This window comes from Burkholderia sp. E168m23, assembly GCF_016586125.1.
Lineage (GTDB): Bacteria > Pseudomonadota > Gammaproteobacteria > Burkholderiales > Burkholderiaceae > Burkholderia > Burkholderia orbicola.
On the sequence record NZ_BCPP01000083.1, the window covers coordinates 1 to 12554 of the forward strand.

Below are 12554 nucleotides of genomic sequence, written 5' to 3' on the forward strand. Positions count from 1 at the left end.
GCCGCCAGCGACGTCCACACGCGCTCGGCCTTCGCGCAGGATGTCGCGCTGCTCGCGCTCACCGGCATCCGTCCGATCGTCGTCCAGAGCGCGCCGTCCACGTCCGGTACGCAATCGATGCACACCGTGCACGCCGCCATGACCGGCATCAACCATGAACTCGCGCGCCTGATCGGCAGCCACGGCGCGCGGGCAATCGGCATCGACGGTCACGACGGCGGCCTGCTCGTCGCCAGCGCCGTACCCGACAGCGCGAACACGAGCATGGTCGCGCGGTTCGACGTCACCGCGTTGAACGCGTTGCTCGACAACGGACTGGTGCCCGTCGTGATGCCGGTCGCACCGGACGACGCGGGTCGCGACTGCCTGCTGCGCCCTGAACGGCTCGGCAGCCTGCTCGCGCAACGCACGTGCGCCGTCTCGTTGGTGATGATGGTCGACAAAGGGTTGCTGCACGAACTTGGCGAGCTCGCCGGGCTGTACGGCATCACGGAGCTGGAGCAATGGCTCGCCGAGCATCCGGCCGCCGACGCGGCGCCGTGCGTACGGGACGCGCTCGATGCGCTCGCACACGGCGTGCAGAATGTCCATCTCGCCGATATCGGGCAACCCGAATCGCTGATCGACGAGCTGTTGACGGAGGAGGGATCGGGGGTCGTGTTCTGCCGACGCGGCAACACCGATCTGCTGTCGGAGATCCGCCGCTACTTCGCCGATTCGGCGTGCGTGCTGCGTGACGGGTTCAGTGTCGAGCAGAAGCCGGTCGTGCGTTTCTGAGCGCGTAACGTCAAAACGCTTGCGGCGGCCCGCAAAGGCCGCCGCAAGCGGGCAACATCAAATCAGCACAACGACAACGTCAGCGCCGCGCCGCCAGTCTCCTGACGACACTCACCAGCGCATCGACTTCATCGCACGTGTTGTAGAACGCGAGCGACGGCCGCACCGTGGCTTCGAGCCCGAACCGCCGCAAGATCGGCTGCGCGCAGTGATGCCCCGAGCGCACCGCGATGCCCTCTTCGTTCAGCGCCTGCCCGACTTCCTCGGTTTCATAGCCCTTCAGCACGAACGACAGCACGCTCGCCTTGTCGCGCGCGGTACCGACGAGCCGCACGCCCGGCACCGGCGCGAGCACGCTCGTCGCATACGCGAGCAGATCGTGCTCGTAGCGCGCGATGTTCTCGATGCCGACACGGTTCACGTAGTCGAGCGCCGCGCCGAGCCCCACCGCATCCGCGATGTTGCCGGTGCCGGCTTCGAAACGGTTCGGCGGCGGCTGGAACACCGTGCGCTCGAACGTCACGTCCGCGATCATGTTGCCGCCACCCTGCCACGGCGGCATGTCGTCGAGGATCGCGCGCTTGCCGTACACCACGCCGATCCCGGTCGGCCCGTAGATCTTGTGCCCGGAGAACACGAAGAAATCCGCATCGAGCGCCTGCACGTCGACACGCATGTGCGAGATCGACTGCGCACCGTCGACCAGCACCTTCGCGCCCGCGCGATGCGCAAGCTCGACGATCTCCTTCACCGGCACGACCGTGCCGAGCGCGTTCGACACCTGCGTGACCGACACGATCTTCGTGCGATCGTTGAGCAGCTTCCGGTATTCGTCGAGCAGTACCTGCCCCGAATCGTCGACCGGAATCACGCGCAGCTTCGCGCCCTTGAGCGCGGCAAGCTGCTGCCACGGCACGATGTTCGCGTGATGCTCGAGATGCGACACGACGATCTCGTCGCCTTCGCCGACGTTCTGCACGCCCCACGTCTTCGCGATCAGGTTGATCGCCTCGGTCGTGCCGCGCACGAACACGATCTCGTCGGGCGACGATGCGCCGATGAAGCGCTGCACCGTTTCCCGTGCATGCTCGTACGCATCCGTCGCGCGGCCGGCCAGTGCGTGCGCCGCGCGGTGGATGTTCGAGTTCTCGTGTGCATAGAAGTACGCGAGGCGGTCGATCACGGCCTGCGGCTTGTGCGTCGTCGCCGCGTTGTCGAACCAGACGAGCTGCTTGCCGTTCACGCGCTCCTGCAGGATCGGGAAATCCCGGCGGATCGCGTTCACGTCGAACGGCGGATGAGCGCCGCGATACAGCTGGCCTTGCGGCTCGGCTGCGTGCGAGTCGTCGATGAAATAACGCGGCACGTCGGCGCCCGATGCGCCCGATGCATGCGACACCCGCACGTCGCGCTGCACGGCGAGCAGCGCGCGCAGCGCGTCGTCGCCCGGCAACCCGAACGCTTCCGGCGACGCGAGGCCGTTCGACGGCACGACGATGTCCTGCGGCGTCCCCTGCCAGCCCTGCAGCGAACCGTCGGTGAAGTAGTACGGCGACGCCTTCGCCGCGCCTTCCGGCGCCGGCGCATTCACCTGCGGCACGCCGAGCGCCGCGCCGCCGACGCGCGGCTCCAGCGCGGGCGCGATCGATACGACGTTGTCGGGCAACCCGTTCTGCGCGGCCGCATGCGGCGCGAGCGCGGGTGCGCGGTTGCCGAGCGACAGCACGTGCGTCGGCGCGGACGGCGCGAGGTTCGCGCCCGGTACCTTGCCTTGCGGCAGCGCGAGCCCCGGTACGCCGGTGCCCGCCCCGCCCGGGCCCGCGAGCGGCGAACCGCCCGGCACCGGGTTGCTCACCGACGCGAGAATCGGCGCCGCCGCGGGCAAGGCCGACGGCACGCCGCCGACCGCGCCGCTGCCCGCCGACAACCCGGGCGCGGTGGCCTGCCCGGGCGGCGTCGCGAAGAACTCGGACGCGAGCCGCGCGAGCGTCGCCGGGTCGGGCAAGCCGGCCGGCAGCGGCGCATGCGGCAACGCGTGCGCGTCGCCGCCGGCCAAGCCGGGATTAACGGTAGGTGTCGGGATAGTCATGGAACTTGGCGATTTCGACGTCATCGAGGACAGCCAGCGCATCCGGCGAATGGACCGCGAGCGAGCAATACAGCGAGATCAGGTACGACGCGATCGCCTGGTTGTTGATCCCCATGAAGCGCACCGACAGGCCCGGCCCCTGCTCGCCCGCGACGCCCGGCTGATACAGGCCGACGACACCCTGACGCTTGTCGCCGACGCGCAGCAGCAGGATCTTGGTCTTGCCGTCCGCGACCGGCACCTTGTCCGACGGAATCAGCGGAATGCCGCGCCACGTGAGGAATTGCGAGCCGAACAGGCTGACCGTCGGCGGCGGCACGCCGCGCCGCGTGCATTCGCGGCCGAACGCGGCGATCGCGAGCGGGTGCGTGAGGAAAAACGCCGGCTCCTTCCACACCTTCGTCAGCAGCTCGTCGAGATCGTCCGGCGTCGGCGCGCCCGTCAGCGGGAAGATCCGCTGTTCGTCGGTCACGTTCGCGAGCAGCCCGTAGTCGGGGTTGTTGATCAGCTGGCTTTCCTGCAGCTCCTTGATCGTCTCGATCGTCAGGCGCAGCTGTTCCTTGATCTGGTCATGAGGACTGCTGTAAAGATCGGAGATCCGCGTATGCACGTCGAGCACCGTGCTCACCGCGTTCAGGAAGTACTCGCGCGGCTGTTCCTCGTACGGCACGAACGTCTGCGGCAGCACGCTTTCGTCCTCGAGCTGCGTGCACGCGGCGCGCACGGCTTCCGGGTTCTTCACCTGGTTCAGGCGATAGATGCCGGCCTCGACCGGCACCCATTGCAGCAGATGGGTCAGCCAGCGCGGCGTGATCGTGGAAAGCTGGGGGACGGTCTTGGTAGCGTTCGCTAGTTGGCGGGCGGCGTGATCGCTCAGCGCAGCCGTGCCGCTTGCAACGGTCGACATGTGTGGCTCCGGGTTCTTAAGATGAAAAACGGGATTGCTTATGACGCTGGGTGATTATCGGAAGCACGCCCCTACCGGCTCAACATGCTATAGCCGTCAGGTCATGCCCCCGAAAGGGGAAACGATGCGGCGCGACCTCAGGTGACGTACGCGCCCGGCAGCAGCGTCGAGATCGACACGTCGAACGCGCGCGCGATCTTGTCGGCCGTGACGATCGACGCGATCGCCTCGCCGCGCTCGATCTCGCCGACGTACGAGCGGTTCAGCCCGGCATGCTCGGCCAGTTGCTCCTGCGACCACGTGCGCGCTTCGCGCAGCTTGCGCACGGTGGCGCCGAAGTGATGGATGAGGTCGCTCATCGCGCCTCCTAGGCGACGCGCGCCGCCGTGCGCGGCGCGGCGTTCGCTTCGCTGCGCAGCACGGCCTGCGTGACGTTTTCGCCGGCCGGCACGTCCTGCGTGAGCCACACGTTGCCGCCGATCACCGCGCCGCGCCCGATCGTCACGCGGCCGAGGATCGTTGCGCCCGCATAGATCACCACGTCGTCCTCGACGATCGGATGGCGCGCGAGCCCCTTCTCCAGATGGCCGGCCGCATCGCGCGGGAAGCGCTTCGCGCCGAGCGTGACGGCCTGATACACGCGCACGCGCTCGCCGATGATCGCCGTCTCGCCGATCACGACGCCCGTGCCGTGGTCGATGAAGAAGCCCGCGCCGATGCGCGCGCCCGGATGAATGTCGATGCCCGTTTCCGCATGCGCCTGCTCGGCGATGATCCGCGCGAGCAGCGGCAGGCCGAGCCCGTACAGTTCGTGCGCGAGCCGGTGATGAATCATCGCGAGGATGCCCGGATAGCACAGCAGCACCTCATCGACGCTGCCGGCCGCCGGATCGCCGTGGAATGCCGCCAGCACGTCGCTGTCGAGCAGCCGGCGAATCTCCGGCAAGCGCGCGGCGAACGCCTGCACGGCCTTCGACGCGACTTCGTCGAGGTTGTCTGCCGGCCCGTCGGCATTGCGGTGACGCGCCGCGTAGCGCAATTCGAGCGTCACCTGCGTGAGCAACGCATTCAGCGCCGCGTCGAGCGCGTGGGCCACGTGGAAGTTCTCGCTTTCCTGCCGCAGGTCGGGCGGCCCGAGCCGCATCGGGAACAGCACGCCTTTCAGTGCGCCGACGATCTGCGCGAGCGCTTCGCGCGCCGGCAAATCACGCCCGCCGGGTTCGAGCGAACGCCGCTGCTTTTCGCGCCATGCGCGACGCACCGTCTGCAGCGATTGAACGATGTCGTCGATATCGAATGCGGCCATGCTGCTTTCTCCCCGTAACCGCCGTGAATCAATCCTGCGCCCAAGGCAGGCCGCGGAAGCGCCAGCCGTTTTGGCCGCCGCGATGCTGCCGCTCGTCGAGGTCGCCCTCGAAGCCTTCGAGCACATTGAAAACCTGCGTGAAACCGCCCTTCGCCGCGGCCTCGGCCGCCTGCGCCGAGCGGTTGCCGCTGCGGCACAACAGCAACACGACCGCGTCCTTGCCGGTCTTCGCTTCCAGTTCGCGCACGAAGCGCGGGTTGCGCGTCAGGCTCGTGCCGGTCGCCCACGGCACGTGCAGCGACTCCGGCACGTAGCCGACGAATTTCCGTTCCTCAGCCGTGCGCACGTCCACCAGCACGGCGTCGCCCGCCGAAAACAACGCCCACGCGGTTTCCGGCGCAACGCCGCCCGCGTAGGGCTTGCCAGCCGCCAGGGCCGCCGCGCGCGCGTCTTCGAGCGCCTGCTGCGCAGCGGTTCGTTCTTCCAGTTCAACCGTCATGACACTTCCTTGTATTCTCAGATTCGTATGAACAAAGACACCGGGAATGCGGCTGTTGCAGCTTGCGTGCTGTCTATAGCCGTCAACGCCACTATGCGAGTGCGGCCGGGGAAGCAGAACCAATAAAAATTCATTTCCTAATCAGCGCCGCGGGGAATGCAATAGCAGACGCGCGCTATTGGTGCGCGGTTGATGGTGGGTTGGAAAGGGAGGACGAGGGCCGTTCGATGGCGTGTATCGAAGGGGTTTGAAAGGAAGGGGAAGAACGATCAGCGCGGCATTCGGCGCGTCGTCATGGAATCCGAAATGCGCCGGCGAAGCCACCGAGCCTCGCCGATGCATGGGTTCTTCAGGATGTCATACCACCGGGTCGACCGGCACAACCGGCACCCCACGCGCCTCGATATCGCGCCCCGCAAGCAAACACAGATCCTCGCGATGATGCGTCGCGACCACCTGCACGCCCACCGGCACGCCGTTCACGAGCGACGTCGTGACCGCCAGCCCCGGCAGTCCCATCGCGGGTAGCGCGCGCAACGTGAGCTGCGCTTCCCACACGCGATCGAACCCTTCCGGCCCTTGCCGGTCGAGATCGTCGGGAAACGGCAGTTCCGATGAAACGGGCAGCAACAGCACCGGATATTCATCTAGAAACAGCCGCCATTGCCGCGTCAACGTCGTGCGTCGAACCAGCGCACGGCTGATCACATCCGCCGGCAGATCGCGCACCTTGCTGCGCACGGCGGCGATCACCGCAGCCGCGCCCGGATCGCCGTCTTGCTCCGCGGCATTCGCCAGCGCGTCGAAACCATCGCCGAGCCACAGCTGTTCCTGCAGCAGCGCAGCCTCGCGCATCGGCGGCGTATCGTCGATCTCGTCGACGGTCCAGCCCGCATCGACGAGCCGACGCGCGGCATCGCGCAACGCAGCCTCGACTTCGGGCACGACCTCCAGGCCGCGCGGACGCACGCACAGCGCCGCGCGCTTCGGCACCTCGCGCCCGTCGAACGGCACCGCGGCGTGCCACGGATCGCGCGGGTCCGGCGCGGAGAACGCCCGCAGCGCGAGCGAGAGATCGTCGATCGTGCGCGCGATCGGCCCGGCCGCCGACATCAGTTGCGCGCCGATCGCCCGCTCCGGCGACGATGCATTGAACGCCGGCACGCGGCCGAGCGACGGCCGGATCCCGTGCACGCCGCACGCATAGGCCGGGTAGCGCACCGAGCCGCCGATGTCGGTGCCGACCGCGAGCGGGCCGATCCCGGCCGCCACCGCCGCCGCCGCGCCGCCGCTCGATCCGCCCGGCGTCAGCGACGGATTGCGCGGATTGCGCGTGTGACCATGCACGCGATTCGACGTGAACCAGCGCAGTGCGAACGTCGGGGAATTGGTGCGGCCGAGCAACACCCCGCCAGCCTTCCGGATGTTCGCGACCACCGGGCTGTCGGCACGCGCGATCAGGTCGCGCTGCAGGCGGGTGCCGTTGGTCGTCGCAAAGCCGGCCTGATCGACGTTGATCTTCACGGTGACGGGGACGCCCGCGAGCGGCCCCGGATCGTCGCCGCGCGCGATCGCACGATCGACTTCGTCGGCCTGCCGCCGCACGTCGTCGGGACGATGTTCGACCACCGCGTTGATCGCCGGATTCACGGCATCGAGACGATCGAGCACCGCGTCCGCCACTTCGCGCGCCGATACGTCGCGCTGCCGCACGCGTTTCGCGAGCTCGGTTGCCGACAGTTGCCAGAGTTCGGTCATGACTTCTCCTGGTGAAAAGACATCACGATCACGCGCGGCGCCGCACCGCCTCACGACAGCGCGGCGCCGCATTCGCTCACTGCGTATCCTGCTTCGCGCGCTCGGCGGCGGCAATGATCGCGTCGGCCACGGCCTTCGGCTGGCTCAGCATCGCGACGTGGCTGGAATTCACGCGCGTGACCGTCGCGCCGATCCGCTTCGCCATCGCTTCCTGCAGCGCCGGATCGATCATCCGGTCCTGCGTCGCGACCACGAACGTCGACGGCTTCGCATGCCACGCGGCCTGCGTGATCTTCTCCGAGATGCACCCGCCATACCACGGCCCTTGGGTCGCGGCAACGAGACGCTGCTGCGCGGGCGGCAGATCCGGCGCGAAATCCTGCGCGATCGCCTTGTCCGACAGCCGCGCGAAACCGCCCGCGTCCTTGCGCAGCTCACCCGCCCATGACGGCGCCGGCAACCCCTGCGTGACGTCCGCGATCGACTGGCCGTTGTCGGGCGCGAACGCCGCGACGTATACGAGCGACTTCACCTTGTCGTCGTTGCCCGCATCGCTGATCACGACGCCGGCCCACGAATGGCCGACCAGCACGACCGGCCCCTTCTGTTCGTCGATCGTGCGCTTCGTCGCGGCCGCATCGTCGGCGAGCGAGCTCAGCGGATTCTGCACCGACACCACGTGCAGGCCACGCGCCTCGAGCAGCGGAATCACGCGGTTCCAGCTCGACCCGTCGGCGAACGCGCCATGCACGAGCACGACGTTGGTGCCCTTCAGGTCTTCCTTCGGCGCGGCCTGCGCCGCGACCGCGCCGAACAGTCCGCCGATCATCGCGGCGGATACCAGAGCGCGTTTCATCAAACCGGCCATCGTCATGCTCCTTTCTTTATCGTGTCATTGAAGTGAAGTGCTGTCTGAGCGGCCGCGCCTGCATGCGGCAGGCGCGACACGAGATCACGAATGCGCGTACAGGTCGTCGGCGGCGTTGCGTGCGGCACGCGGCTGCGCGGCATCGCGATGGCCGGCCGGCGTCGACGCATCGGCCACGTTGTCGTCTTGCGACTTCGACGGGCCGTTCTGGTCGGAACGCGCGACCTGCTCGGCAGCCGCGACGGCATGCTCTGCGGCGGCGATGTCGTCCGGGTAATGCGCTTCGCTGCCGGCCGGGTTGTAGCCGGCCTTCTCGAGACGGATGAGGTCGGCGCGCACTTCGGCACGCGTGAGGCCGTGGCCGGTATCGGCGAACGACAGTGCGGGTGCGACGGCGAGAACGGCAACGGCGAGGATTCGAGCGGCTTTCATGAGATTTCTCCTTGAACGAAGTTGGGTGGTCGATCACTTAGGCATCCGGTGCGAACGTCTGGCGCCGAACGTTTGCTGCATGTCGACAGTAGAACCCGCGCACGTATCCGGCATGTTTCCGAAACCGGGCTTTCTGCATGCCAGTTTTTCAGGACCGGCCGCAGATACAGAGCGATACAAACCCGTTTGACGAGGGGATTCGTTTCGCCTCGCGCTACGCACCACGAAAAAAGGCGTGCCTCGCGGGGCACGCCTTTCCTTCGCCTTCACACCGCCGTGTCACGTCACGGCGCGAGCCGCGTGAACACGTAGTCGTGGTTCTTTACCCGCGCCTGATGGCACGCAAAGCACGTCTGATGCTGGCCGATGTCGGCCGGCACGCCGTTGACGAAGCGCCCGAATCCCCAGCCGCCCGTCGCTGCGTAACGGCGTGAATCCTTCACCATCACCTGCACGGTCGTCGCCTGGCCGGGCACCGTCGCGGGCGCGAACTCGTCGGACTGCTTGCGCTTGTACGCGAGCTTCACGAGGATCGTGCCGTCCGGAAACGGCAGCGTCGCCTGTTCGAGCGCGCGGATCGCGACCGGGTTGCCGAGCACCACGCGCAGCTCGTCGAGCGGGGCGGCCTCTTCGGCCGGCGCGACCATCTCCCACTTCCGGTAGCCGGGCGGAATCGTCACGCCGTAGATCGGCGACGCGGCCGCGGCCGGTTTCGGCTGTTCCGCGAACGCGGCCGGACCGCTCGCCGACCACGCGCCGGCCAGCAGCACACCCGCGACGAGCGCACGACGCACACCGTGCGGCCCCAGCCCTACACGGGCCCGCATCACAGATGCTCCACTTGCAGGACCGCATCGGCGAAAGCCTGCGGCGCTTCCTGCGGCAGGTTGTGGCCGATGCCGCCGGTGATGGTCCGGTGCTGATACTTGCCGGTGAACTTCTTCGCGTACGCGGCCGGCTCCGGATGCGGCGCGCCGTTCGCGTCGCCTTCCATCGTGATCGTCGGCACGGTGATCGCAGGCGCCGCCGCGAGACGCCGCTCGATGTCGTCGTATTGCGCTTCGCCCTTCGCGAGCCCGAGACGCCAGCGATAGTTGTGGATCACGACGGCCACATGATCTGGATTCCGGAACGATGCGGCCGAGCGCGCATAGGTTTCGTCGGAGAACTGCCACTTCGGCGACGCGAGTTGCCAGATCAGCTTGTTGAACGCCTCGCGGTTCTGCGCGTAGCCGAGTTCGCCGCGCTCCGTCGTGAAATAGAACTGATACCACCACTGGAATTCGGCCTGCGGCGGCAACGGCTTGGCGTTCGCCGCCTGGCTGCCGATCAGGTAGCCGCTCACCGACACCAGCGCCTTCACGCGCTGCGGCCACAGCGCCGCGATGACGTCGGCCGTGCGCGCGCCCCAGTCGTAGCCGCCGAACACCGCTCGGTCGATCTTCAGCGCGTCCATCAGCGCGACGATGTCGATGGCCGTCACCGCCTGCTGGCCGTTGCGTACCGTGTCGGCCGAGCGGAACGTCGTCGAGCCGTAGCCGCGCAGATACGGCACGATCACGCGATAGCCGGCCGCGACGAGCAGCGGCGCGACGTCCGCGTAGCTGTAGATGTCGTACGGCCAGCCATGCAGCAGGAACACGACGGGGCCGTTCTTCGGGCCGAGATCCGCATACCCGACGTTGAGCACGCCCGCGTCGATCTGGTGGATCGTGCCCAGCGACGCGACGCCGGCCGGGCGCTTCGCCGCGGATGCATCGGGCGCCGACTGCGCCTGCGCGAGTGCGCTGAAGCCGAGGTCGGCGAGGCTCAGGCTCGCCAGCGTCGAGCCCAGGATCAGGCGGCGGCGGGTGTTCACGGTATCAGGCATGACTCGTTCTCCATTGTCGATCGCTAAGGAAAGGGCCCGCGGCACGTGCGGGCAATCGGTTCTCGCCATTCGCAGCGGCAGCGCATGGCACCGCGCCGCCGTGTGAATCGCTTCACCGGTTTTATATCCGAACCGTCCGGACGCTTTGTATCTCAACGTATCCGTGTGCGAACACGACACACTGCGATTCAAAAATCGCGGGAAAACGACGCTTCGGCACGGTCGCGCGGCACTCGCGGCCCCGTGCGCCGGCGAGTCAGAACAGCCTGGCGATCGCGGGCACGCTGAGCACCGCGACGTAATAGCCCATGAACTGCACGCCGGTGTTGAACGCGAACAGGCGCGACAGCATCCCGCCGAACAGGCCGATCGTCACGATCACGGCGAGCCCGAGCAGTTGCCCTTCCCACACGCCGATCACGACGATCAGCCCCGCGAAGGTCGCGATGATCGCTTCGTGGCTCAGCTTGCGCGCGACGAACGATGCCGCGCGGTGCGCGTGGTGCATCGCGAGCGGATACGCGATCAGCGCGGCCAGCACGATCGACAGCAGCCCGTAGCCGAGGAACTCGGGCCAGCTCATCAGCGTATGGAGGTTGTGGATCTGCCCGCTCGCCGCGTCGACCGTGAAGCGCGGCGGCGCATTGAACAGCGGCGCGGCCGGGCCGGCCGCCACCGGGCTCAGCGGCAGCCCGAACGCGATCAGCGGAATCAGTGCCTCGGCGATATAGGTGGCCTCGGTCACGCCGTTACGGGCGGCGATCACGGTCGTCAGGCGCTGATACGCATGACGCACGCGCGCGCCGACGATCTCGCCCATCAGCACCGTCATCGCGACCGGGCTGAACACGAACGTCGCGCTCGACACGGCGGCCGTGCCGACCGTCCACGCGACCTGCTCGCGGTCGAGCACCTTCAGCGGATTGGGGAAATAGCCGCGCCAGCTTTTCACGTCGGGCGCGAGCACGAACGTCGACGGCCCGTCGCGGCGCATGCGCCGCCGCTCGGCCGGCGACAGGATCGAGAACAGGTCGGCCACCAGCGGGCCGATCGCGATCCCGAGGAAGTAGCTGACGCTCAGCTTCACGCCGTAATGACCCGTGAGCGCCTGCAGCCCGACCACCAGCATCACGAACGGCACCAGCAGCAGCACCGACGCCCAACGCCCCGCCGAGCAGTATGCGATGCCGACGGCCGCCGCGAGGAACACCCACGGCGCGGCCTTCGCGATCGCCGCGCCGAACGGCGCGAGCAACGACGCGAACAGCACCGCGAGGGGCAGCGCGACGAACGCGGCGACGATCGCGCCGGAGATCATCTTGCGCAGCGCGATGTGCGGCACGCCGAGCGCGCGCAGCAGCGTCGCCTGTTGCAGCAGCGGCGCGGCCATCGTGTCGCCGGGAATGCCGAGCAGCGCGGTCGGGATCGCATGCGTGATGTGCTTGGCCACCGCGCCCGCGAGAAAAAACGTGAACACGCCGGCCGGTGGCACGCCGAGCAGCGCGACGAGCAACGTGAGCGGCGCGATCGTCGTCGTTTCGTCGGTGCCGGAGATCAGCCCGATGCCGGAGAACACGATCGCGCCGAGCAGCCCCATCGCGAACGCGGCCGGCAACGCCTGCAGCAGTGCATCCATCAGCGGCCTCCCGCGCGTGCGCGCCCGGTCGACGCGTCGTACGACGCGAACAGGTCGAGCAGCCCGAGTTCCTCCATCTCGGCGCGCGCGCTGGCCGACAGGTCGCTCGTCGCGCCGAGTCCGCCCGATGCTTCGGCGAGTTGCCGCAAGGCGTCGTCGCGCTCGGCGCTGCCCGCCGCATGTTCGATCACCGTGCGCTTCGGCTTGAACAGCACCGCGCAGATCGTGCCAGCCAGCAGGCAGCCGCCGAGGCCGATCAGCATCGCGTAAGCGCGTGCGATCGCCGCGTCGTGCACGAACGATGCGAGCGCGATGCGGCCGATCTCGAACGCGCCGAGGCTGATCGCGATGCCGTCGTATAACTTCGTATAATGTATGCTATACGAAGTTATTACGGCGACGGATTGCGCGG

At 68.1% G+C, this 12554-nt stretch carries 13 protein-coding genes; 1 reads left to right on the top strand and 12 read right to left on the bottom strand.

The window, feature by feature from the left end:
• Positions 1–777, top strand: a 777-nt coding sequence (locus JMF90_RS07040) for an acetylglutamate kinase (protein WP_201325004.1), incomplete at its 5' end; no start/stop codon positions are given.
• 79 nt (positions 778–856) lie between these two features.
• On the opposite strand, the gene JMF90_RS07045 is transcribed toward JMF90_RS07040, so the two are convergent.
• The 12 genes from JMF90_RS07045 to JMF90_RS07100 all read right to left on the bottom strand — a co-directional run.
• Entirely contained in the window at positions 857–2866 is a 2010-nt protein-coding gene (locus JMF90_RS07045; protein WP_041489633.1) for a family 2A encapsulin nanocompartment cargo protein cysteine desulfurase, read from the bottom strand.
• Positions 2841–3773: a family 2A encapsulin nanocompartment shell protein gene (locus JMF90_RS07050; protein ID WP_006479760.1), complete on the bottom strand. Its 933-nt coding sequence runs from the start codon at positions 3771–3773 to the stop codon at positions 2841–2843. The genes JMF90_RS07045 and JMF90_RS07050 overlap by 26 nt, the downstream gene beginning before the upstream one ends.
• 137 nt (positions 3774–3910) lie before the next feature.
• Positions 3911–4132 (bottom strand): helix-turn-helix domain-containing protein, encoded by a 222-nt coding sequence (locus JMF90_RS07055; RefSeq protein ID WP_006484517.1) that lies wholly within the window; start codon positions 4130–4132, stop codon positions 3911–3913.
• Between the two features lie 8 nt (positions 4133–4140).
• The gene (epsC, locus tag JMF90_RS07060; protein ID WP_011694557.1) at positions 4141–5079 is read right to left on the bottom strand and encodes a serine O-acetyltransferase EpsC; all 939 of its coding nucleotides are present in this window, start codon (positions 5077–5079) and stop codon (positions 4141–4143) included.
• Between the two features lie 28 nt (positions 5080–5107).
• Positions 5108–5578, bottom strand: coding sequence for a rhodanese-like domain-containing protein (locus JMF90_RS07065; protein WP_011694556.1), 471 nt, complete (start codon positions 5576–5578; stop codon positions 5108–5110).
• Between the two features lie 357 nt (positions 5579–5935).
• Positions 5936–7336, bottom strand: coding sequence for an amidase family protein (locus tag JMF90_RS07070; RefSeq protein ID WP_011694555.1), 1401 nt, complete (start codon positions 7334–7336; stop codon positions 5936–5938).
• A 76-nt stretch (positions 7337–7412) separates the two neighbouring features.
• Positions 7413–8204, bottom strand: coding sequence for an alpha/beta fold hydrolase (locus JMF90_RS07075; RefSeq protein WP_011694554.1), 792 nt, complete (start codon positions 8202–8204; stop codon positions 7413–7415).
• A gap of 84 nt (positions 8205–8288) precedes the next feature.
• Complete coding sequence (locus JMF90_RS07080; RefSeq protein ID WP_011694553.1) at positions 8289–8636, bottom strand: DUF4148 domain-containing protein; 348 nt, start codon at positions 8634–8636, stop codon at positions 8289–8291.
• A gap of 284 nt (positions 8637–8920) precedes the next feature.
• The gene (locus JMF90_RS07085; protein ID WP_011694552.1) at positions 8921–9463 is read right to left on the bottom strand and encodes a cytochrome P460 family protein; all 543 of its coding nucleotides are present in this window, start codon (positions 9461–9463) and stop codon (positions 8921–8923) included.
• Entirely contained in the window at positions 9463–10506 is a 1044-nt protein-coding gene (locus JMF90_RS07090; protein ID WP_011694551.1) for an alpha/beta fold hydrolase, read from the bottom strand. Before JMF90_RS07090 ends, JMF90_RS07085 begins: the two co-directional genes overlap by 1 nt.
• A 256-nt stretch (positions 10507–10762) precedes the next feature.
• Positions 10763–12142 (bottom strand): tripartite tricarboxylate transporter permease, encoded by a 1380-nt coding sequence (locus JMF90_RS07095; protein WP_011694550.1) that lies wholly within the window; start codon positions 12140–12142, stop codon positions 10763–10765.
• A partial coding sequence (locus JMF90_RS07100; RefSeq protein WP_201325005.1) for a hypothetical protein occupies positions 12142–12554 on the bottom strand: 413 nt, incomplete at its 5' end. The genes JMF90_RS07095 and JMF90_RS07100, both read right to left, overlap by 1 nt.